The organism is Candidatus Methanarcanum hacksteinii (assembly GCF_964305265.1).
In the GTDB taxonomy this organism is placed as follows: Archaea; Thermoplasmatota; Thermoplasmata; order Methanomassiliicoccales; family Methanomethylophilaceae; genus Methanarcanum; species Methanarcanum hacksteinii.
Genome location: NZ_CAYATA010000002.1, coordinates 731,367 through 753,911 on the forward strand (window position 1 = coordinate 731,367; position 22,545 = coordinate 753,911).

At 48.8% G+C, this 22,545-nt stretch carries 25 protein-coding genes and 2 tRNA genes; 19 read left to right on the top strand and 8 right to left on the bottom strand.

Features of this window, described 5'->3' with window-relative positions:
• Window positions 1-10 precede the first annotated feature (10 nt).
• Window positions 11-1,894 carry a phosphoadenosine phosphosulfate reductase domain-containing protein gene (locus ACI2NF_RS04660; protein WP_400211148.1) on the top strand — a complete coding sequence of 628 codons (1,884 nt, stop codon included), beginning with the start codon at window positions 11-13 and terminating at the stop codon, window positions 1,892-1,894.
• Window positions 1,895-1,940: 46 nt separating this feature from the next.
• Entirely contained in the window at window positions 1,941-2,669 is a 729-nt protein-coding gene (locus ACI2NF_RS04665) for a hypothetical protein (protein ID WP_400150915.1), read from the top strand.
• 4 nt (window positions 2,670-2,673) lie between these two features.
• On the opposite strand, the gene ACI2NF_RS04670 is transcribed toward ACI2NF_RS04665, so the two are convergent.
• The 3 genes from ACI2NF_RS04670 to ACI2NF_RS04680 are packed head-to-tail and all read right to left on the bottom strand — an operon-like array spanning window position 2,674 to window position 4,351.
• On the bottom strand, window positions 2,674-3,108 hold the full coding sequence (locus ACI2NF_RS04670; RefSeq protein WP_400148000.1) for a hypothetical protein: 435 nt from the start codon (window positions 3,106-3,108) through the stop codon (window positions 2,674-2,676).
• Window positions 3,101-3,574, bottom strand: a complete 474-nt coding sequence (locus ACI2NF_RS04675) for a pyruvoyl-dependent arginine decarboxylase (RefSeq protein WP_177971177.1) — start codon at window positions 3,572-3,574, stop codon at window positions 3,101-3,103. Before ACI2NF_RS04675 ends, ACI2NF_RS04670 begins: the two co-directional genes overlap by 8 nt.
• Window positions 3,575-3,613: 39 nt before the next feature.
• Window positions 3,614-4,351: a proteasome assembly chaperone family protein gene (locus ACI2NF_RS04680; protein ID WP_400148979.1), complete on the bottom strand. Its 738-nt coding sequence runs from the start codon at window positions 4,349-4,351 to the stop codon at window positions 3,614-3,616.
• Between the two features lie 51 nt (window positions 4,352-4,402).
• On the opposite strand from ACI2NF_RS04680, the gene ACI2NF_RS04685 reads away from it, so the two are divergent.
• Complete coding sequence (locus tag ACI2NF_RS04685; RefSeq protein WP_400211149.1) at window positions 4,403-5,677, top strand: M16 family metallopeptidase; 1,275 nt, start codon at window positions 4,403-4,405, stop codon at window positions 5,675-5,677.
• On the opposite strand, the gene ACI2NF_RS04690 is transcribed toward ACI2NF_RS04685, so the two are convergent.
• From ACI2NF_RS04690 to ACI2NF_RS04700, 3 genes are all read right to left on the bottom strand, one after another.
• A complete protein-coding gene (locus tag ACI2NF_RS04690; RefSeq protein WP_400152047.1) occupies window positions 5,662-6,150 on the bottom strand; it encodes a hydrogenase maturation protease in 489 nt (162 codons plus the stop codon). The two genes, ACI2NF_RS04685 and ACI2NF_RS04690, sit on opposite strands and share 16 nt — an antisense overlap.
• Window positions 6,143-7,639: a DUF1538 domain-containing protein gene (locus ACI2NF_RS04695; protein WP_400148008.1), complete on the bottom strand. Its 1,497-nt coding sequence runs from the start codon at window positions 7,637-7,639 to the stop codon at window positions 6,143-6,145. The genes ACI2NF_RS04690 and ACI2NF_RS04695 overlap by 8 nt, the downstream gene beginning before the upstream one ends.
• A 63-nt stretch (window positions 7,640-7,702) precedes the next feature.
• Window positions 7,703-9,376 (bottom strand): Na/Pi cotransporter family protein, encoded by a 1,674-nt coding sequence (locus ACI2NF_RS04700; RefSeq protein WP_400211150.1) that lies wholly within the window; start codon window positions 9,374-9,376, stop codon window positions 7,703-7,705.
• Window positions 9,377-9,513: 137 nt separating this feature from the next.
• On the opposite strand from ACI2NF_RS04700, the gene ACI2NF_RS04705 reads away from it, so the two are divergent.
• The 3 genes from ACI2NF_RS04705 (at window position 9,514) to hdrB (ending at window position 11,744) form a co-directional block, all read left to right on the top strand.
• Window positions 9,514-10,314 (top strand): LysR family transcriptional regulator, encoded by an 801-nt coding sequence (locus ACI2NF_RS04705; protein WP_400148013.1) that lies wholly within the window; start codon window positions 9,514-9,516, stop codon window positions 10,312-10,314.
• A gap of 84 nt (window positions 10,315-10,398) precedes the next feature.
• A complete protein-coding gene (hdrC, locus tag ACI2NF_RS04710) occupies window positions 10,399-10,893 on the top strand; it encodes a CoB--CoM heterodisulfide reductase subunit C (RefSeq protein ID WP_177971189.1) in 495 nt (164 codons plus the stop codon).
• 5 nt (window positions 10,894-10,898) lie between these two features.
• On the top strand, window positions 10,899-11,744 hold the full coding sequence (gene hdrB, locus ACI2NF_RS04715; RefSeq protein ID WP_400148017.1) for a CoB--CoM heterodisulfide reductase subunit B: 846 nt from the start codon (window positions 10,899-10,901) through the stop codon (window positions 11,742-11,744).
• A gap of 40 nt (window positions 11,745-11,784) precedes the next feature.
• On the opposite strand, the gene glpK is transcribed toward hdrB, so the two are convergent.
• Window positions 11,785-13,248, bottom strand: a complete 1,464-nt coding sequence (glpK, locus tag ACI2NF_RS04720; RefSeq protein WP_400148019.1) for a glycerol kinase GlpK — start codon at window positions 13,246-13,248, stop codon at window positions 11,785-11,787.
• A gap of 265 nt (window positions 13,249-13,513) precedes the next feature.
• Here glpK and ACI2NF_RS04725 point away from each other — a divergent pair, with 265 nt between their 5' ends.
• The 10 genes from ACI2NF_RS04725 to purF all read left to right on the top strand — a co-directional run bounded on the left by ACI2NF_RS04725 (window position 13,514) and on the right by purF (window position 20,885).
• Window positions 13,514-14,257 (top strand): 30S ribosomal protein S3ae, encoded by a 744-nt coding sequence (locus ACI2NF_RS04725; RefSeq protein WP_177972024.1) that lies wholly within the window; start codon window positions 13,514-13,516, stop codon window positions 14,255-14,257.
• 47 nt (window positions 14,258-14,304) lie between these two features.
• Window positions 14,305-14,413, top strand: a tRNA-Met gene (locus ACI2NF_RS04730).
• Between the two features lie 51 nt (window positions 14,414-14,464).
• Complete coding sequence (locus ACI2NF_RS04735) at window positions 14,465-15,640, top strand: ArsA family ATPase (protein WP_400150149.1); 1,176 nt, start codon at window positions 14,465-14,467, stop codon at window positions 15,638-15,640.
• A complete protein-coding gene (locus ACI2NF_RS04740; RefSeq protein ID WP_400150687.1) occupies window positions 15,637-16,077 on the top strand; it encodes a hypothetical protein in 441 nt (146 codons plus the stop codon). The genes ACI2NF_RS04735 and ACI2NF_RS04740 overlap by 4 nt, the downstream gene beginning before the upstream one ends.
• Before the next feature lies 1 nt (window position 16,078).
• Entirely contained in the window at window positions 16,079-16,657 is a 579-nt protein-coding gene (locus tag ACI2NF_RS04745) for a TIGR00296 family protein (protein WP_400148025.1), read from the top strand.
• A gap of 2 nt (window positions 16,658-16,659) precedes the next feature.
• Window positions 16,660-17,916 (top strand): dihydroorotase family protein, encoded by a 1,257-nt coding sequence (locus ACI2NF_RS04750; RefSeq protein WP_400150686.1) that lies wholly within the window; start codon window positions 16,660-16,662, stop codon window positions 17,914-17,916.
• Complete coding sequence (locus ACI2NF_RS04755; RefSeq protein ID WP_400150685.1) at window positions 17,906-19,018, top strand: YkgJ family cysteine cluster protein; 1,113 nt, start codon at window positions 17,906-17,908, stop codon at window positions 19,016-19,018. The genes ACI2NF_RS04750 and ACI2NF_RS04755 overlap by 11 nt, the downstream gene beginning before the upstream one ends.
• Window positions 19,019-19,087: 69 nt before the next feature.
• Window positions 19,088-19,303, top strand: coding sequence for an LSM domain-containing protein (locus tag ACI2NF_RS04760; RefSeq protein ID WP_177972029.1), 216 nt, complete (start codon window positions 19,088-19,090; stop codon window positions 19,301-19,303).
• 13 nt (window positions 19,304-19,316) lie between these two features.
• The gene (locus tag ACI2NF_RS04765; protein ID WP_177972030.1) at window positions 19,317-19,484 is read left to right on the top strand and encodes a 50S ribosomal protein L37e; all 168 of its coding nucleotides are present in this window, start codon (window positions 19,317-19,319) and stop codon (window positions 19,482-19,484) included.
• 15 nt (window positions 19,485-19,499) lie between these two features.
• Window positions 19,500-20,885 carry an amidophosphoribosyltransferase gene (gene purF / locus ACI2NF_RS04770; RefSeq protein ID WP_400148031.1) on the top strand — a complete coding sequence of 462 codons (1,386 nt, stop codon included), beginning with the start codon at window positions 19,500-19,502 and terminating at the stop codon, window positions 20,883-20,885.
• Here purF and ACI2NF_RS04775 read toward each other — a convergent pair.
• On the bottom strand, window positions 20,876-21,004 hold the full coding sequence (locus tag ACI2NF_RS04775; RefSeq protein WP_400150683.1) for a hypothetical protein: 129 nt from the start codon (window positions 21,002-21,004) through the stop codon (window positions 20,876-20,878). The genes purF and ACI2NF_RS04775 overlap by 10 nt on opposite strands.
• 408 nt (window positions 21,005-21,412) lie before the next feature.
• Here ACI2NF_RS04775 and ACI2NF_RS04780 point away from each other — a divergent pair.
• The 3 genes from ACI2NF_RS04780 to ACI2NF_RS04790 all read left to right on the top strand — a co-directional run bounded on the left by ACI2NF_RS04780 (window position 21,413) and on the right by ACI2NF_RS04790 (window position 22,456).
• Window positions 21,413-21,488: transfer RNA gene (locus tag ACI2NF_RS04780), tRNA-Ala, on the top strand.
• 337 nt (window positions 21,489-21,825) lie between these two features.
• On the top strand, window positions 21,826-22,125 hold the full coding sequence (locus ACI2NF_RS04785; RefSeq protein WP_400211151.1) for a hypothetical protein: 300 nt from the start codon (window positions 21,826-21,828) through the stop codon (window positions 22,123-22,125).
• Window positions 22,126-22,165: 40 nt separating this feature from the next.
• Entirely contained in the window at window positions 22,166-22,456 is a 291-nt protein-coding gene (locus tag ACI2NF_RS04790; protein WP_400195678.1) for a hypothetical protein, read from the top strand.
• Window positions 22,457-22,545: the final 89 nt, after the last annotated feature.

The window sequence follows — 22,545 nt, forward strand, 5'->3', positions numbered from 1 at the left end:
CTCGACAATCATGGTCTCGAACAACGTATCGCACGGGAAGGAGAGGTGTCTTTGGTGCGATGGATGCGGTACATTGGTGCTCGGAAAGAGATGCGCATGCGGAGATATGCCTAGAGAATTCGAGATCAACAGCCCTGGTGACATCAGACCATGTATGGGTGAAGGCGTCGACCTGATCCTGGGGATGTTCGAGAGGACGTTCGGCACATGCGAACCACTCAGGAACAAGATGATATTCCTCAACAAGGTCCCTGGGGAGGATAGGACGGACGAGATCATCGCACATGGTAACGTCCTTGCGATCCTCAGATTCGATCTGTCATCGAACGATTATGTTCTGGAGATAAGACAGGCAGGGGCAGAGCTTTTTGATGATTATGCGAAGAAGAACATCGTCACGTTCGGTTCGATGTCGGGCCATCTCAAGGGCAAGAGTATTCCCGGAACCAATGTGAGGGAGATCATTGGGGAATTCTCTGTCGGAGAATCCGTCATCCTCAGGAAGGGGGAGAAGGTCGGAGCAGGGATCGCATTGGGCAACAGTTCGGAACTGCGCGAGATGGAGAAGGCCGTCAAGATAAGGGATCTCGACAACAGGAAGAACATCCCGATATCGCCTGATTCCGATAGGGACACATTTGTCAGATGCAACAAGGAGCACCTGAAGAACATAGAAGGTAATGCTGTCAGCGACATACGTTCTTTCATCAAAGGTAAGAAACAACCGATCACAGCATCATTCTCTGGCGGGAAGGATTCGTTGGCGGCATTGGGAGTTGCGATGAAGGCCGCCAAGGATATCGATCTGCTATACATCAACACAGGTTTGGAATTTCCAGAGACTGTGGAATACGTCCATGGATTCGCCGAGAGGAATGGGTTGAAGTTACACACAGCTAAGGCAGATGATGCATTCAAGGAGAATGTGGATATGTTCGGACCGCCTGCGAAGGATTTCAGATGGTGCTGCAAGGTATGTAAGCTCGGTCCGATAACCGATATGATCTCCAATGAGTATCCGAACGGGACGATAACCGTCGAAGGCAACAGGATGTTGGAATCATTCGCTAGGTCGAAGATAGGATTCGTTACCAAGAATCCGTTCGTACCGAACCAGACGAACCTCAATCCGGTGAGGACGTGGTCCGCTGCCGAGATATGGGGATACATATGGATGAAAGGTCTTGAGTACAATCCACTCTATGAGAGGGATTTCGAACGTATCGGTTGTTATCTCTGTCCTTCATGTCTTGCAAGCGAATGGAAGAACACGGAACGCATACATCCGGAACTGCACAAGGATTGGGCCGATTATCTGTACAATTACGCAGAGGAGCGTGGACTGCCCAAGGAATTCGTCGATATGGGATTCTGGAGGTGGAAGGTCCTTCCGCCCAAGATGATCCGTCTTGCGGAGGATATGGATCTGAGGACAACGCCAACGAAGGCGAAAGGACCATCATTGAAGATGCTGAAAGGTGCATCATCATGTGCCGCAGGAGGATATTCGGTGGAGGCGATCGTGACTGTTCCGAGAGCTAGGGACTTCTCCGCTGTAGAGGATGCATTGAGAACGATCGGTGATGTGCGTTATTCATCCGAATTCGAGATAGCACTCGTCAAGACAAGGATCGGTACCGCTAAACTCTTCGGAGGGGGACAGGTATCCATAATATCCAAGACATTGGATGGATCCAAGGAATTGTTCGAACGTTCCGTGAAGGCTCTGTTAAGATCGCAGATGTGCACATCATGCGGAATATGTGAGAAGAAATGCGCCCGTCATGCCATATCGATCAAGGATGGGTTGCATATCGACAAGGACAGATGTAACTCCTGCGGTATGTGCGAATCATCGTGCATGGTCGCACATTATTATGATAAGATCATCTGATGGACTGTCAGTAATGATTATAATCTAATCCAAATATTGATGTGGTATGGATACAGGTCTGGCGTTAGCAGCCCTCATCGGTCTGGGCTCTGCATTGGTCTTGATGTATGCGGTACTAAGGAACTACACATACCCCAAGATAGAGGAGCCGTTCTTCAGTGACCCGACCCTTTTCAAGATATTCACTGTAGGGTTGTTCGAAGGAACGCTGTTGTTCGTCCTGTATACTTATCTTTGGCAACTCTTCACAGTCGTCGGTCTTGGATTCGTGGTCGCCATCCTCTTCGGTGCGATAATCGAATTCGCCAAGCTTGTGACATTGAACCTCAAGAGGTTCAGCGGGATCTCCGATACGATATTCTACGGTTTCGGACTCGGACTCGGCTTGGGTGCTGCCATGGCATTCGGTATGATCTACTATTGGTTGAAAGGTGAGTTGGATGTGACATCGACGATAATGGTCGTGATGTTAGCATTGCAATATCTCCTCCTTGGCGCTGCCAACGGAGTTGTGGTGGGAGAAGGCGTCGCAAGACGCAAACCCATGGAATTCACGTTGCAGGCAGTATTGTACAGCGCAGCCTTCCACCTGATAATCATACCGTTCTACATGGAGACGGATGTCATATGGATCAAATATGTGGCACTGATCGCAGCATCGGCCCTTGCAGTGTTCATATTCTATCGTGCGATCTACAGAAGATTGCCGAAGGTCGTCGACGATGTCCTTAAGATGAATGGTAAGACACGCAACGACATCTATGGATTGAAGTGAGGGTTCAGTAGAATCTGTATCTGCCGTATCCGACCTCATAGACCATGCATTCATCCAGCATGGTCTTAAGATACTTCTCTCCCTTCCCAGGGACGAATCTCTCCATATCCTCTTGGGTGAATGTACCTTGTATGTCCGTCAATCCTTTGGCTATGACGACCATCTTGTCCTTGATGTCGTTAACATTCTCCACTCTGTACTCCAATGATGACATGGGATCTATGTTACGATCCACTTTCTTTTTCTCGACCTTGATCCCCGACATGGATGTGAGTGCATCCCTCACGATCGATTGATCCCTGTCCTGGAAGAGGATGTTCAGGTCCTTCGTGACAGCCTTGTTGTTGCAATAGGGGCATTTGGTGACATCATCATACAGGTCGATGATCCTGTGTCTTCCGCATTCAGAACAAGTGACTATGCCGAACATATCACTCATATTCCGTGAATACCAATGATGCGAGACAGCAACCGTAGTGGTCCGTAGGGATTTGGAGTTCCTCTATGACATAATTGACTTCCTCGAGTTCGATCTCCCTGATCCTAGCCATCTCCTCCATCTTCCATCTGAGATCGGATCTCAGTGATTCTTTGGAACCATGCAGATGTCCTTCGGCAACGTAGCCTCCTTTGCCATCCTTCCTGTATGCGTAGGCGATGCCTGCGGAGATCATCTCGCCTTCGGTACCTCTCATCTGAGCGAGTACGCAATGTGTTACAGCACCCATCGGCAGATCCTTCCTCTCCGTTCTTTTCGCACCTATCGGTATGACGGATGAGACGGATACGAGGTTCTGCTCACCAATGCCTGCATTCGCGAGTGCACGGTCGAATGCATTCAGGCCTGAGACCTCGCTTACGGCGGAGCTTGATGTGATGAAGAATTGACTTGGCACTAGATACATGTCGGATATATAGCGTGAGCCAATATTTAACGAAGAATGTCAGCCGTAGATGTTATCGTTGGTGTCGGACACTGGAGCCGTGAATCTCTTCTCGATATCCTCTGCTTCTTTGTACAATGGTTCGGTATCGATCTTCAATTCAGGGAGCATCTTGGCCAAAGGCTCCATTATCTTGGCGGCACCTCTCGGGTCAGGCATCTCCTGTTTGGCGGAACCGAGCAATGTTATGACATCCAGATCCTCATCCACAGCTTTGACCAATATCATCCCAGAGAGTCCTCTGACCATCCCTTCATCGAAGGATTCTATGCCATAGGTGTTCATGAGCTCCCTTGCTCTCTCTGTGGATCCCACACCGATGATGTCGTATTGTTCTGGTGTGAACTGCGGTATCCCATCCAATGTGATGACTGTGTGTACATTGTTGTCGTGACACCATTGGACGATGACATCCGCCAATGCGGTGAACATCTCTGTCTTTGGAACGAACTCGGATGTAATGACGACTATGTCCTCACAATCTATCCCGCCATCATCTTTCACATTCTCCCTTGTGCCCATATAGAATCTCACAGGAGGCATGGGAACCCCATTCTGTACCACGGCATACGGCGGGAATGACGGGGATGTGATGGATGCGATGAGATCCAACTCCAATTCCTTGGCAAGGAAACTCGTCGCGATGGAACTGATGAGTCCAAGGCTCGGGAATCCCACGATCGCCACAGCATTGTTGAGTCTTCTATCGGAATATTCGTGAAGGGTGAGTTCGTCCATACACACCCTTATTGTGGTAATGATATTAAGCAGTTCTACAATGGGTGTGGCATGGTCAATGAATCGATCTCCATGGAATACACCTCCGCAGGGATACCGGTCATAACGGATTCGGTGCCTGGTTGCAGAAGTTCAGGGTATATGGTCGCTGTGAATACTGGATCCAGGGATGAGCATCCAGAGATATTCGGATTGTCACATCTGTTGGAACATGTGGTATTCAGGGCGACCAAGACACGCACATCCTTCCAGATGTCGAAGGAGATGGAGGGCGCAGGGGGAGAGATGAATGCGTTCACAGCCAAGGAGATGACCGCGTTCTACGGTGTGACCATTGACAGTACCGCGAACGTCGCAAAGGATCTCGTGGCTGATATCGTATCCAATCCACTCATCGCCAAGGATGATACGGAGTTGGAGAAGAAGATCGTCCTTCAGGAGATCAGCATGTGCGAGAACGATCCCGAATCATACATCCATGATCTCTTCGATGAGGTCATATGGGATGGTCATGAGTTGTCACAGGGAGAGGCAGGTACGAGGGATGTTGTGAATTCACTTACGAATGTGGATCTCCGCGAATATTATAATGAGAGGTACAGAGTACCGAATCTCGCCGTCTTCGCATGCGGTTCTGTGGATAAGGATGACGTACTCAGATGGGCGGAGGAGAATTTCGATCCCATGTCCGGGGGAAGGCCGAATCCGAGGAAGGCACCTGTATTGACAGGCTCGGCATACAGATACTACAAGAGGAAGGGGGATCACTGTTATGTGGGCATGGGATTCAGGGCATTCGACGCTAATGATGACCATCTGCCTGCACTCACGATGCTCAATGCCGTTCTCGGTTCGGGATCATCATCGAGGCTGTTCCAGAATGTCAGAGAGGAGAAGGCTCTGGTATACTCGATCTACAACTATGTGGACCAATACACGGACGCAGGTAGCATGGGTACATACATGTCGGCTACCGAGGAGAATGTGCTCGATGCGATAGAGACCACAGCCCGCACATACAGGGAACTCAAGGACGGGGGATTGACGGATGGTGAGCTCCAAAGGGTCAAGAATCTTGTGAAAGGCGCACTGATAAGAGGGATGGAATCCACAAGCCGCAGGCTTTACACTCTTGCCAAAGGAACTATGCTCGTAGGCAAACCTAGGTCATTGGAAGAACGTCTGTCTAGATTGGATGCGGTGACTGAGGAGGATGTAATGCGTGTAGCGGAGAAGGTCATCAGACCAGAAGGCCTTAACGTTGTCATGTATAGTGACGATGTCGCTTCCATGAAGGATTTTAAACCCACTCAGCTTGATTTCTGAAACTCTTTGATGTAGTGGAGGACGGCATCGACGGCACCGTCGACGGCCGCTTCCACTTTCTCCGTCATGCCTTCGCGTACCGTCTGTATATCTTCAACTTCTATCGCGATGAAAGTGACCTTGTCCGGCATTTGTTCCGGTTCCATGTCGCGACCGATCTTCATCGCTGTCGCCAAGTTGAAATCATGTGCGGATGCATTGGTAATCGTAGGTGCGAAATCCTCGGGATCGAATACCATGATCGTACCGACATCCTGTTGATGTGTCTGTATTGCATCGACGATTATGGCATGCTTATATCCCCAGAGTACAGGGATTATGTCCAATCCGCCTATTGCCTCCTGACGTGTCTCCACACCATCCAAACCCATGCTCTCTATCCTGTCGGCAACGACGAGTCCGATAGCATCATCCGACATTATCGGACTTCCCAATCCTATGACCAACACATCATCTGATCTTTGGTCAGCCATAGTAGATGTCGTCCTCCTTAGATTTCTTGTATTTGGTGTAGAGTCCAAGTAAGCTCAGGAACAGACACGGTGCGAGTGCGATCAGACATATCAGACCGAATCCGTAGATGACTGCTTGAGTTCCTGTGTAGATAGATGATGACAATCCTACGTAGAACGATGACAATATAGCAACGGACATCGGACCTGTAGCTACGCCTCCGGCATCGAATGCGATACCTACCATGTCCTTATCACCGATCCACATGACGATGAGCGTCAATATGAGTCCAGGGACTACGATGTATGCGAGATTTATGTTGAACACTAATTTGGCCATACCTATGGCGACGAATGCAGCCACTCCTATCGATATTATCGCGATGATGAGTTTCTTCGAAAGGACTCCCCCGGATGATTCCTCTACTTGATCTCCGAGGATGGATACCGCAGGTTCAGCAGATGCTACGAGGAATCCCATGAGGAATCCCAATCCAACGATCATGAACCATTGATCCGAGGCCATGTCGCCTAGTTTCATACCGAGGCTGGTCGCGATCGGCATGAATCCTGTGTATACGCCAGCGAGGAATATGATGATGCCGACTCCAGCGATAGCAGTGCCTTCCAATACCACCGATACAGCCGTCCACGAGTATTTCAGGAACACTCTTTGGAATATCACGAAGAATGTCATGAGCGGTATCAATGCGTATGCTACGCTGATCGCGGAATTCTTCAGTTCGGTGAACATCAGTTCGAAGTCTATGGTGTTGTGTGCGACGGTCGACGTTATGCCCTCTTCGGATCCGCCACCGCTCATCAGACCTAGGACAAGGACAGCGAGTACGGGTCCGATGGATGCGAGACCTATCATACCGAATCCATCCATGCTATCCTTGCTGTGTCCCATGGAACATATCCCTATACCGAGTGCAAGGAGGATAGGTACGGTCACAGGCCCTGTAGTGACACCGCCGGAATCCAATGCTATGCCTATGAATTCTGTGCTTCCTGTCGCATCCATTGTCACGACCAACAGGATGACTGCGACATAACCGATCGTGATGAGCATCTTCAACGACAGTTTGTAGATAATCCTGAACGCAGCAACGATCAGGAATGCGGCAACACCGATGGCGATCGCATATGTGAGTGTCGTCGGATCGATCGACGAGAACAGTGAATGTACCTGCGATCCGAATACGGTGACATCGGGTTCTGCGACAGTGACCAGGAATGATATCATGAACACTATCACGATCATGAACATCTTGGATTTCCTTCTGGGGATCTCTTGACCTATGGATGTACCCATAGGATGTATTCCCCAATCGACACCTGATAGGAAGATCGTGAATCCAGCGATAACCATCACTACGCACAATCCGAACATCAGGATCTGATCCATCGGAAGTTTGAGTACGAATATAGCTAAGAATGCGACCAACAAGACTATCGGGATAGTGGATGTCATGACCTCCTTGAACTTCTCTCCCAATAGACTCATGATTGGGGGTATACGCAAACGGTATTAAATCATACCTAAAGATGCTACCTTAGATACGACACGTCATCTTCTCAGTTCTTTGATGGTCTTGCCCATGTTGATGAAGTGATCTGCTACTCTTTCAGCATCGGATGTCAATGACAAGAACTCGGCACCAGCACTTGCGGAACATATTCCTTCGTTGATCCTGGATATGTGGTTATTCGCCATCCTTTCCGTAGCATCATCGACCATATCCTCGATATCGTACGCTTTTTCCAATGCATCATAGTCTTGGTCGACGTATGCCTTGCGGACATGTTCATAGAGGGATTCGATGAGCCTCTGTATCTCCCTGACCTCTTCCTTGGCATAATTCGAGAATTCATCCGAGGATACCTTCATCTTCTCCGCGTATCCGACTATGTTCTTGGAGTAATCGCCTATGCGTTCAAGATCCGTCACGGTACGATAGACTGTGGAGACGTAGATGCTGTCCTTCCTGTTCAGTTCGGTGTTGGACAACTTCACGATGTAACGAGGAATGTTCTTCTTGAGGTAGTTCAGTTCCTTCTCCTTCGCTCTGAACTCCTTGTAGTCATTGTTATTCATCGTACAGATCACGTCACACGCATAGCTGAAGTTTTCTATGGCGAGTCTCGACATGTTGACCATCTCGTTCTTCACTTCCATGACGGCGATGGCCGGTGTCTTCAGCATGTACTCGTTGATGAAATACATGTGCGGTTCGCGTTCATCCACAACCTCCTCGACCTTCTTGTCCGGAAGGATCTTGGTGACGAATTTAATGAGTTGCGAGGTCAACGGCAACATGATGAGCACGGTTATGACGTTGAATATGGTGTGGAACATCGCTAACTGTGTCTGAGGTGCGTCGGGGAACATACTCGCGAAGATCGTGCCGAATGTACAGTCCCCTCCTGTCAGCATGGAGATGATGAAACCGACCACTACGAATATCAGCACACCGAATATGTTGAAAGACAGATGTATCGCGGCGACCCTCTTCGCATTCAACCCGCTACTCAACGCAGCAAGGACAGCAACAACGCATGAACCGATGTTCGAACCCATGGTGATGTATATACCCTGTTCTAGGCTGATGAGGCCTTGAACGAGCATAACTATGGCGATGGATGTAACGACGGATGAACTCTGTACCAATGCTGTAAGGAGGAAACCGATTATGATCAGAAGTATCAGATTATCTATGTTGGAAAGGAAATTGATGACGACATCGGATTGAGCGAATTCGGACATCGAATTGCTCATCAGATCCAATCCAACGAACAACATACCGAATCCGGCGACGATACCTCCGATCTTCCTCGTCCTGTCGTTCTTCGCGTACGAGTAGATGAAAGCACCGATACCAGCGAGGGCCGAGAAGATTATGGTAAGACTTACGGTGTTGCCGCCGAACATACCTAGCGACACGATCTGTGCAGTGACCGTCGTACCTATGTTCGCACCGTAGATTATGGCCGTTGCGAGTGTGAGTGACATGATCCCGGCATTGACGAAACCTATGACGAGGACGGATGTCGCTCCCGAACTCTGGATGGCGGCCGTTGTGACGGTACCGATACCGACTCCAACAAGTTTCTTATCCGACGCTTTAGCGAATAGTGACTTGAGTTTAGAACTGCATATGGACTCGAGATTATTGCTCAGCATTATGCAAGCGATCAGGAACACACCGATACCTGCAATTAGCATCAAAATCGCTGTAATCATATTCGTGGCGTCCATATATATCACTAATAGGGGTCTGATTATGCTCCGATATCCGTCATAGTAGATAAAATAATGGCAACGGATAAAGCGTATCCGTCGTGGGAAACTTAATCTATGTTCTAGATGCTCATTTCAGCGTGGAGATCGAGGTTAAGACATACATGACCGTCAACGGTCGCAACATCTCGTCGAGGCAGTTGGAGGTCCTCTCTGCGATAAACAGGCTGGGTAGCAAGACCGCTGCGGCAAAGGAATTGGGGATATCCCCGCCAGTCGTTCAGAGGTACATGGCTCAGATGGAGGATGTGGCGGAGACGCGTCTCATGGCATCCACTCCCAATGGTACCGAACTCACCGAGATGGGCCTAAGATTGCTTGAGATCGCGGATATGATGGAATGCAGGTGTACCGATACGAGGGAGTTCACCATATCATGTTCCCCCGTCACTGAGGAATTGGTGATGCAGGCAGTATCCAACACGAAGGTCAAGGCCTCGATCATCGTATCTGATGATTACACAAACATACGTTCTCTCAAACAGGGTATGTCCGATATGATAATCCTTGATGACCCTCAACTTCTGAGCGAGGTCGATGATTACGAATGGTTGGATGTAGGTTACATGGATATGATCCATGTGGACAACGGTCCATCCTATATCAGATACAGATATGGTGCACAGAGGATAGCCTATGAGCAGTTGGAGCTCATGGGAGTGAAATACAGCATCGATGCGGAGACGTATCTCCTCTCTGATCTCATGGATTCCAACAAGAGTTTCTTCGTCGATGAATACTTGCTTCAGAGGAAAGGTCTCAAGATAAAGAGCGCCACCGACAAGCGCCTTCTGAGGCACTCGATCACAGCCGTCTACAGAAGGGAAGTGAAGGAGATCACACGTGTTCTCAGGTACCTTCAGTCAAAACACATGATTTGAGTATGACCGTTTTAGGTAATGCTCCGCGCGGCCGACATTACTAGATTAAATAGTACGTAAGAATAACAACTCTTAGGTAAGAACATGGTAGCACCTAACCCTGAATTCATAAGCGAACTCTCTGCTGCTGGCGGAGATGGCGCAAAGATGTGCTTCCAGTGCGGAACCTGCACTGCAGGATGTCCCTCGGGAAAGATTACGGCATACAGGATAAGGAAACTTATGAGGATGGCACAGCTCGGACTCAAAGAGGACATCATCTCAAGCGAGGACCTCTGGCAGTGCACCACCTGTTACACTTGTGAAGAGAGATGCCCTCGCGGAGTTCCGATCGTCGATGTCGTCATCGCACTCAGGAACATCGCAGTTGCTAACGGCAAGATGTTCCCTGCACACAAGAAGACAGGACAGAACCTTGTCGCATACGGACACACAGTCGCGATCAACGATAAGATCAAGGCACAGAGGAAAGAACTCGGACTTGATGAGGTTCCCCCGACAGTTCTCGCAAACGAGAAGGCAATGGCAGACCTCAGCGTGATCCTCGAAGCTACCGGCTTCAAGAAATTGGTGGAGTGATTACAATGGCAAAATACGCATTCTTCCTCGGTTGCATAGCACCCCTCAGGTACCCTGGTATCGAGAAATCCACAAGGGTCGTCGCAGAAGCACTCGGTCTTGAGCTCGTAGATCTCAAGGACGCAAGTTGCTGTCCCGCACCTGGAGTCATCAGGGCATTCGACAAGACGACATGGATCGCAGCAGCGGCAAGGAATCTTGCACTCGCAGAGAAAGAGGGTCTCGATATCCTCACAGTCTGCAACGGATGCTACGGTTCACTCTTCGATGCAGCACACGAGCTTGCAGAGGACAAAGAGCTCCTCGCAGATGTCAACAAGGTCCTTGCAAAGATCGGACTCGAGTACAAGGGAACGACAAAGGTAAGGCACTTCGCAGAGGTCCTCTACAACGAGGTCGGTGTCGAGGCAATCAAAGCCAAGATCACGAAACCCCTCGAGTATCAGGTCGCAGCATTCTATGGATGCCACTTCCTCAAGCCCAGCAAGATCAAGCAGTTGGACGATCCTGAGAACCCCCACATCCTTGACGATCTCATCGAGGCAACCGGAGCAAAATCCATGCCTAGGAAACAGAAGGTCATGTGCTGTGGTGCAGGAGGAGGTCTCCGTGCAGGATTCCCCGCCAACGCTATGAAGTTCACTCAGACGAACCTTGAGAACATCAAGGAGTCTGGCGCACAGTACATCATCGATGTCTGTCCGTTCTGTCACCTCCAGTTCGATATCGGTCAGAAGGACCTCGGATTCAACATCCCTGTCCTCCACCTTTCACAGTTGTTCGGTATCGCAATGGGAATGGACGAGAAGGAACTCGGACTTTCAGCACACCAGACACCTGTTGTGCTTTGAAAACAAAGGGGGTAATCCCCCCATCTTTTCCTCTTGTAAATCAAATCTTTGACCAATAGATTGCTGTTTTAATGGCACGTCTCCACTCTGAGATACGTTCCTTTCTTTCTTCATCGGACATTGCCGGCGTGAAGGTCCTTCCGCAATCGTTCTCTGTGAAGGTATCCCATAACGTCCCCTTGCCAGAAAGGTGTGCGACCCCTAACGCGGTAGCTTCGTGACAATCTGCGCAGATGGCCTTTGTGTTGGTGATATCGGCTATGAATTGGCAGAGGAAATTATTGCAGCTGACGCCACCATCCAACCTTATCATGTCGGGTTTGACATTCGTATCCGCAACCATGGCATCTATTATGTCATTGATCTGGAACGCTATCGATTCCAATGTAGCCCTGATTATATGCTCCTTGCCTACGCCTAACGTTAGACCGACGATCATCCCACGGGAGCTCTGTTCCCAATATGGTGCGCCAAGCCCTGAGAATGCCGGTACGAAATAGCATCCTGCCGTATCATCGACGGAATCTGCTATCTTCTCCGTATCCCTCACATCGATGACCATTCCGAATTTATCACGTAACCACTCCATTATCGAACCGGCTGCGTAGAATGAACCTTCGATGGCGTATTGTGTATCATCATCGACTGTCCATGCAACAGTCGTCAACAGACCATGTTCCGATCTCTTTAGTGTCCTTCCGGTATTCATCAGCATGAATCCGCCTGTTCCGAGTGTGATCTTCATCTCACCCTCGGAGAAACATGATTGTCCGAATAATGCGGACTGTTGATCCCCCATTATGGCATTGATCGGTATCTTGTGGCCACAGACATCGACGATACCGAATGGATATCTGCTCGGATGCACCTTGGGAAGCATTGAAGGCGGTATATCGAATAGAGAGAGGAGTTCATCATCCCAATCCATCCTCTCTATGTTGAACAGCATGGTCCTGGATGCGTTGGTGTGGTCCGTTGCATGAACACGTCTTTCCGTAAGATTCCAAAGTATCCATGTATCTATATTCCCGAAAAGGAGGTCTCCAGACCTCGCCTTTTGACGTGCACCTTTCACGTTGTCAAGTATCCATGCGATCTTCGTAGATGAGAAATATGGATCGATCATGAGCCCAGTCTTCTCGTTGATCAATTCTCCGTACGTTTCACGTATCTCACAACAGGATGACATCGTCCTTTTGTCCTGCCATACTATCGCATTGTAGACGGGCAATCCCGTCCTGCGATTCCAAACGACAGTGGTCTCCCTTTGATTCGTAATGCCTATGGACACACAATCCTTTGGATCGGCAACGGACATGCATTCCGAAATAGTCCTTCTGACGAGATCTATCAACTCCATCGGATCCTGTTCCACCCAACCTGGTTCCGGATAGTATTGTGTTATCGGCCTCTGTGACATCGACACGATGTCGTCCATCCTATCGAATAGGATGCAACGGATGCTGGTGGTTCCGGCATCTATTGTGAGTACGTATTCATTCATTCTCTGACCGCCATGGATGATATTCGGTCATCCTCTTCCTTTGTTATTATAAATATGTATATTAGGGGGATGGTCAATCACATCATCATCTTCGATGTCCTGTGATCGCACATCATCTATGATGAATGGTGGCCAGGACTCTATCATTATCCTTAATGAACAATGTTCCCACATTTATCCAGAACCGCTCATATTTAAGGCTACCTAGCATAGTTTATATACTTGACATATATCATCACTTTGCTTCAAATCAAGGAGGATTCTGATGGCAGCAGCAAAGAAAGTCAAGTCTACGTCCCGTAAGATCAAGGACAAGTGGAAAGCAAAGGAATGGTATAAGATTCACGCACCTCGTATGTTCAACGAGGTAGAGATTGGGGAGACACCGGCAATCGATGTTGAGACGATCTACGGAAGGACAGTGGATGTTACAGTCCAGGAGCTCACTGGTGACTTCTCGAAGCAGCACATCAAGATGAGATTCCAGATCACTGGAGTGGATGGACACGATGCAAAGACATCGTTCATCGGACACGAGCTTACCAGCGATTATGTCAGGAGGCTCACAAGAAGGAAGAAGACGAAGACAGACCACGTTGTGGATGTCGAGACAAAGGACGGTTACGTTCTCAGGATCAAGACAATGTCCATCGCGGACAAGAGGATCCAGTCTTCACAGGAAGAGGGAATGAGGCGCTGCATCGCAGACACGCTCGTTGCAATCGGAAAGGAGAACGATCTTTCCAACATAATCAAACTCATTATCTCTGGAGAGATGGGCAGGAATGTCGCAAAGGCATGCCATGTCATCATCCCCATCAAGAGAATCGAGATCCGCAAGAGCGAAGTGCTTTCAGCAGGTGAGGGCGAACCCGAGTCCATCATGGACATATTTGCAAAACCTGAGGCTGAGGAAGCACCTGCAGCAGAGGCCGTCGAGGCACCTGCAGAGGCGCCCGCAGAAGAACCTGCTGAGGAGCCTGCAGCTGAAGCACCTGCAGAAGAGTAAACCAATATATCCTCCTTAAACATCTTCCCCTCAAACCAATTACACATGCCGAGGTGGCTCAGCCTGGTGGAGCGTCGGACTCATAGGGTCTAAGATGGTCAACAGACCTCTTCCAGGGAAATCCGAAGGTCATGGGTTCGAACCCCATCCTCGGCACTCCTATTCTTCATCGTTTAAGATAAATAATGTCTACGCGATTGAGCGTCCATGAGGCTCATTATCAACACTGGTAAAGGCGGTGTAGGAAAGACATCGATTTCTGCTGCAACAGCGAGACGTGCTGCCAGGATGGGATACAAGACATTGGTGATGAGTACCGATTCCGCACATTCATTGGCGGATTCATTGGATATCAAGCTTGGAAACGAGATAACCAATATCGGTCCGAATCTGGATGCATTGGAGATAGATGTCATATATGAATTGAGGAGCAAATGGCCTGATATAGAGGCGTACATCACCGAATTCTTCAGATCACAGGGCATGAATGACCTCTCAGCGGATGAATTCGCTATATTCCCTGGGATGGAGATGATCGTAGCATTGCTCTACATCCTTGATTTCGAGGAGAATAACAGATACGATGTGGTGATCATGGATACTGCACCGACGGGTGAGACCTTGAGACTCCTGAGTTTCCCTGATATGTCGGAGTGGTATCTGGACAAGCTGTTCAATATCGCTAAGAGGATATTGTCATTCGCTAAGAGACTCATCGGAAAGGTTGTGGATATGCCGTTGCCGAGTGAGGCGGTGTTCAATTCCATCGCCGATGTCAAACAGAAGATGGTCAGAGTAAGGACGATATTGGAAGATCCCGAGAAGACGACCGTACGTTTGGTGGTCAATCCTGAGAAGATGGTCATCAGCGAGACAATGCGCGCATACTCCTATCTTTGTCTTTATAACAAGACCGTGGAGTGTCTGATCTGTAACCGTTTATATCCTGACAATGTGGACGGCGATTATTTCAAGAACAAACTTGATGAACAGAGACAATACGTGGACATGATACACCATGCATTCGACCCCATGAAAATCTTCTTCTCATACCAGATGCCGACCGAGATGTTAGGTCCTGAGAAATTGGATCATCTTGCAGATATGATCTATGGGGACACGGATCCGACGACGATCTATGCACAAGAGAGCCCCATGAGATTCGAGACAGGCGATGGCGAGGACAGGATAATACTGAAGATGCCATTCGTGGAGAAGTCTGACATAGAATTGTTAAAACCGAAGGAAGACACTATACTTATTCACGTCGGAAGTCAGAAGAGAGTCATCAATCTCCCGCTCACAGTGGCGAAGGAAGAATTGATAGGCGCTGAACTGAGGGACGGAGAATTGAAGATAAGATTCAGGAGGGAAGAGAGATGAAGGACATCAGCGATGAAGAACTTTTGAAGTTCATATCTGAGAACAAGGACAGACTGATACAGTACATGAAGGCCGAGGGCATCAATTTGGTCGATGTCACCAGGAAGAATGTGAAGGAAGGCGTGAGCAAGGTCAATGAGGCGGCCACAAACATCAAGGATGATCTGGAGCCCGAGATCGAGACCATACGCAACAATACCAAGGAATTCATCAATGCATTCACGAATGAAGATGTGCAGAGACATCTCATCAGAAGTGGCATGGAATTCATGTTGGCCATCGGCACGATACTTGATGCGATCCCTAAACCAGAATTCGTTTCCAAGGCATGTGAGAAGGCATCGGACCTTAGGAGTAATATCAACAAAGAGTACTGCGCCAACAACGAGGATTGCCCAAAAAAGGCTGAAAAACTCAAGAAGATCGAGATTGATTGAAATGGATGCCAATGATGGAGTCTTTGCGGTAAAAGCGGCAAGGAAGACTATCGAATCAGAGGTCATCGGCGCATCACCTGAGATCGAGTTCCCAACTTCATTCGATGAACCTCGCGGCGTATTCGTGACCATCAACACATATCCCGAGGGAGCGTTGAAAGGATGCATAGGGTATCCTGCTCCGGTCTATCCACTGAAGGATGCACTGGTGTTCTCGGCGCAATCCGCTTGTCACGATCCAAGGTTCCCGAGGCTTACTGACAGAGAAGCTAACAATTGTACTATAGAGGTAACCATACTGACTCCTCCTACATTGTTGGAAGCGGATAAGGAGGATCTTCCGAACAACATTGTGATCGGTCGCGACGGACTCATGATACAATTCGGAAGGAGAACAGGACTTCTTCTCCCACAGGTCCCTGTGGAATATGGTTGGGATCCAGTGGAATTCTTGGAACAATTGTGTCTCAAGGCCAATCTCCCTATAGATGCGTGGAAGCTCAGCGGAGCGGAGATATATTCGTTCAGCGGACAGATATTCCATGAGACATCACCTCACGGGGATGTGACGGAGGGGTAAACATGGATCTCGTCATCGAAGGAAGGTTCTACATCAACGGAAGCATCAAGGATACCTCTGTAGGCATAGAGGACGGTAAGATTGTAACCATTGGCAACATCGTCCGCGGAGGGGATGAGAGAATAGATCTTGGGAATAGATTGATCCTTCCTGGATTTGTAGATCCTCATGTTCACTTCAGGGATCCAGGATTCACGAACAAAGAGGATTTCAGATCAGGTACGATGTCCGCATTGTTCGGTGGAAAGACCTGTGTATTGGACATGCCGAACAACGATCCTCCTGCGATAGATGTACGTTCATTGAAGAACAAGAAATCTACGATAAGATCGAAAGCATATGTCGATTATGGGCTATTCGCAGCATTGACTCCCGGATGCAATACCGATCTTCTTTCACCTATGGTCTGTGGATTCAAACTCTTCATGGGTTCCACCACAGGAAACATCCTATTGAATGATGATGAGGAGATCGGACACGTGATGAAGGATGTTGCACGTACAGGAAAGGTCGTGAGCGTGCATGCCGAGGATGATTCGATGATCATCAGGGGGAACGAATCCAACAATTGGGATCATCTGAGGGATCGTCCTGTAGAGGCGGAGCATAATGCGATCAGAAGATTGTCCGCTTATAGGGGCATGAAGGTGAACATCTGTCATGTGACCGATTCAAGGTCATTGGAATTAGCAGCGTCCCTGGGATTCACCACAGAGGTGACGATGAACCATCTCTTCCTTTGTGCAGATGATAGTACGGCCGCGTACACGAAGGTGAATCCTCCGTTGAGGGATCGTAAGACCAGGGACTCACTCTACAAAGCATTCGCTGAAGGAAAGGTGACGATGTTCGGCAGCGATCATGCCCCACATATGCTCACAGAGAAGGAACAGGATTATCAGAGTGCACCTAGCGGTATACCGACTGTCGAGACAGATATACCGATATGGATGAATCTAGTCAAACACAATCAGATCCCGTTGGAACTCATAGTGAGGATGGGGGCTGAGATGCCCGCAAGGATATTCGGGATCAACAAAGGTAGAATAGCTGTCGGTTATGATGCCGATCTCATCGCATTCGATATGAAGAAAGGGACTACGATCAATGCGGACAGGTTGCACAGCCGCGCCAGTTATTCTCCATACGAAGGTATGGAAGCGATATTCCCCGATACAGTTATCATCAGGGGAGAGGTACAGGTCGATGACGGGGAATTCTGCGGAAGTAACGTCGGAGAGGATGTAAGTGGCTATTGAGGTGGATTATTCGGATGTTGCAGGGAAGAAGGCTGACTGTCCAGAGGGTTGTGGCATGTGTTGCCTTTGTCAACCAGAGGTCCTTCCAGAGGAAAGAGCATTCTTCAGGACGAAATACCCCAAGATGATGGTCAAGAGCAAATGTGCGGACCAGCACTTCGCGTTGGCGATGAAGAAGGGTAGGGGCTCATGCGTGTTCCTCAACGGAAGGAGGTGTGACATCTATCAGAATCGTACAACATATTGCAGACAATTCCCATATCATTTCTACATCAGTGACAGGATAAAGGTCGAGTTGGACCTTTCATGCCGTGGTGTATGGACAGGAAAGGGCAATGATGCGGAAGAAGAGGCAAGGGCACTTGCACAGGCTTCAGAGAGAAGGTTGACGATGACCTTGAAGGAAGCATCCTCCGTCTACAAGGAGTTCTATTCCATATGCAAAGAGACGGGAGTCATGTGTGACGTATCCCAACTGAGGATGTCCGTATCCGAGAATCTTAAGAATTTTACAAATCTGGCATATATCGCAAAGGCAATGGATCTCTCACTTGAGGAACCCAAGATGTCATTGGAGAGGGTGACAGCCGATTCCAAATTCGATCTCAAGAATCTTACGGAAGCGGCTATGGAAGCATCATTGGGTTCAATGGGATCGAACGATCCTTTGAACGTTCCTGTCTATTGCGATCCGAAATACAATTGGAATATGTTCATGGCCAATGGCAACACGATAGAGTTGACCGTCATGGATGATGACGGTGACCTACATCATAAGGGATTCGTGGATGCAAGGGATATAGAGCTCAAAGAGCCAGATGAGAACGGCAAGAAAGTACTTGCCGACTACATTTCTATATTGAACGGAAGGGATAGCTTCCTTGGTAATGTATTCTACATGATGGACGAGCTCGGATACGAGGACGATATGGCGAACTCATATTATGGAGCACTCTGTGCTACCATCATAGATCTCCTTTGGAGGGCATCTTTGTTGGACCATTTCTTCGGTACAGGCATGGGTGCGGAAGGGATGAAGGAAGCGATCATCTTCTACGATATGGACAGATTGGATGCACCCACGATAGGAGCATTCGTGTGACATGTTCCCTATAATAAGGGATACAAGGTCTTTTATAGTAAACCGATAATGGGCTTGACGGTGGCTGAAATGATGAAACCATTATCCGTACTCCAAGCGTCAGCAGGTAAGAACGTTATCGTTGAGCTGAAGGGCAAAAGAGAGTACAGAGGAGTACTTGACGGATACGACCCTCACATGAATATCGTTCTGAAGAACGCGGATGAGATGTTCGAGGGCGAGGTCATCAGAAAGCTCAGCACAGTCATTGTCCGTGGAGACAATGTGATCTACATATCACCATAAGGAGAGATGAAACATGGGAAGAGGAACACCGGCACAGGGTAAACACAACAAGTACAAGACACACATCCCTTGCCGCAGATGCGGAAAACGCTCTTACCACGTCAGGACAGGCGTATGTGCCTCCTGCGGATATGGTAAGACAGCAACGCTCAGGTCCTACAATTGGGCCAAGACGCACTAAGGAAGAGGAATCAAGATGGCCGGCCCGAAGCACAGCTGCGGTGTAGTCGGAATGAATGCGACATACAACGTGGTACCTTCTTTGCAGAGGGCATTATTGGTCATCCAACACCGCGGACAGGAGTCCGCAGGTCTCTCCGTCTTCGATGGCAAATATGTCCAGACAATCAAGAACAATGGCTTAGTGGATGCTGTCCTCAATGAGAATAGCCTCAGGTCGATCTCTGGAAACTGTGGCGTAGGCCACGTAAGATATTCTACAACAGGTTCACATGGTGCGATTAACGCCCAGCCTTTGACCGTACAGTCCGTGAAAGGTACAGTCGCCATTGCACACAATGGGGACATAACGAATTATCACGCTCTGAGGGAGAATTATTTCAAACAGGGTTGGTCGTTCTTGACCGACTCCGATTCTGAGATAATCGCCCGTATATTGTCAAAACATCTATACTCGACGGACGAACCGTTCGCTGCTATCAGAGAGATGATGTCAGAATTGGACGGCGCATACGCTTTGGCGATCATGATCAACGGCCGTCTTTTCGGTGTGCGCGATCCACATGGTATCAGGCCCTTGTGCATCGGAAAGACCGAGGGCGGACACATCATTGTGTCTGAGAGCGCAGCACTCATCTCATTGGGTGCAGAGTTCGTAAGGGATGTCGAGCCTGGGGAGATCGTCGAGATCAAGGACGACATAATACTCTCCGATAAACCCAAAGGTCCGATCAATAAGGCACATTGTATGTTCGAATGGACATATTTCGCAAGACCGGATTCTGTGATGGATGGCAGATGCGTCTATGATGTTAGGAAGAAGATAGGCATCATACTTGCAAGGGAGGCCCCTGCGGATGTCGATCTCGTTATGCCCATCCCTGATTCGGGACGTGCACACGCCATAGGGTATTCTGTGGAATCAGGTGTACCGTACGAAGAGGGATTCATGAAGAACCGTTTCGTCGGTCGCACATTCATCCTTCCCGATCAGTCGGCTAGAGAGAATGCCGTCGCTATGAAGATGAATCCTATAAGGTCTACGATCGAAGGCAAACGTATCCTCATAGTCGATGACAGTATCGTTCGTGGAACTACGCTTATGAAACTGATCAAGTTGTTAAGATCAGCAGGTGCGAAGGAAGTCCACGTAAGGATCGGTTGCCCACCGGTCATAGCCCCATGCTACTATGGTGTGGATATGAAGACCAGAGATCAATTCATCGCATGTACGCACACTGTTGATCAAATCAGACAGTCCATAGGTGCGGATAGTTTGGCGTACATCAGTATCGACGGTCTGGTCGAGGCTCTCGAGATACCTAAAGAAGATCTCTGCCTCGCATGTGTCGATGGCATCTATCCGACAAGGATAGATGGCGAGAAATATCGTTACGATTGATCGTCATCATCGATATCGCAATCGATCTTCGGGAGCGGGGCTCCGCAATATATGCAGTTATCTGCGAACATATCATTGTATGTTCCGCAGCATTCACATTTCTTCGATACTTGAGTCATGTTTCCCTTCAATGCGTATCAGTGATAAACAAGTATTGTGCTCACGCACAATCGATCACGACGTTTCTTACGGTGAGTTCTATTTCGAAAAAATTACACATGTAACATTTTTGCGGAATAGAAGTTAGGAAGTGTCATCTTCACATCATAGTGGGCAAGAATCCTCTTCTCTTCACCTTTTAACGATATGTGCCCCTTGGAATCGGTGTAAGCGGTCATTTCAGCCATGTATGTATAGAAATTTGCGGAAAGATCCTAAGTTGGAGGATGTGGCAAATGCAATCAGAGTCTTATCGGTGAGGCAGCAGATGATACCATTCCAGGTCGTCTTTACCGAACACGAACTCAGCAATCAGTGCAGTGAGCAAAACGTTTAATTATGGCCACAATATCAAGGTGTCATCCACTGGGCAGGTAGATCAGTTGGAAGATCGTTACATTGGCATTGTAGAGGTCGCGAGTTCGAATCTCGCCCTGTCCACCACTACACCTTATCCAGACTGTTGAAAAATGGACAGGATTACTGTCCACCCTTGGACAACCATGAGTTCCTTGCGTTGTCTATGGCCTTGTTGAGCCTCTTTCTGCTGTAGAATCCCTCCGTAGTCTTGGTGCTCGCATGTCCCATCAGTACCGACACCGATTCGATGTCGACGTCACTGTCCAGATATCCTGACCGAACGTCCTTCGGCACATGCGGAGATCGACGGAGAGGAACGGAGATATCCGAAGTTCTGCTGGAAGGACGGTTCCGAATCCACCATCATCGAAGATGATTCCGGAAGGACGATCGCACTGGATTCCTCGAAGGAGGTGATCGCATGAACCTCTTCAGAACGGGACTGGTGATGACCACCCCGGGGATCATGAGGATCGTGTTCGCGAGCAGGGAGGCTGCCGATGCCATCCAGAAGTGCCTGGAGAGGCATTGCTCCGGAGACTGGGGAGACATGTGCGATGATGACAAGCAGCTCAATCAGGATTCTCTGGATGAGGAGAGGGAGAAGGGATACACCTGCGAGAACCTCTTCAGCATGTACGAGACGGACTATGGATGCATCTACATCATAACCGAATGCGACAGGTCCGCGACCACCATACTGCTCCCGGAGGAGTACTGAAACACCTGGGGCTGAAAAGCCCCATCCAAAGGTGATACGCATGACCTCGGCGAAGCAGACGACTCTGTTCTCATTCGATGCCGTTCCGGTATCGGAAGGACCAGTATGGCTGGAAGACTACGATGGAAACCGCAAATCGATCTGCAGGATGGATGCAGAAGCGATGGTGGAGGATCTGAACAGGATGCCTTCGGGGAAGGGCTCATGGCTGAGATGCCTTGAAGTGGACCATTCGCGTTCATACGAGACTCAATTCAAGGACTGGGATGCGTGCATCTGGTTCTACAGGGGGATTGGGATGAAGAAGATGGTCCGGTCCGAGGGGATGTGATGGACTGCATGGACCCGCATCCGTACAGATGGCATTACCTGAACGGGAAGCAGATCCATGATTGGGTCTACGAACCTCTGAAGGAGGCT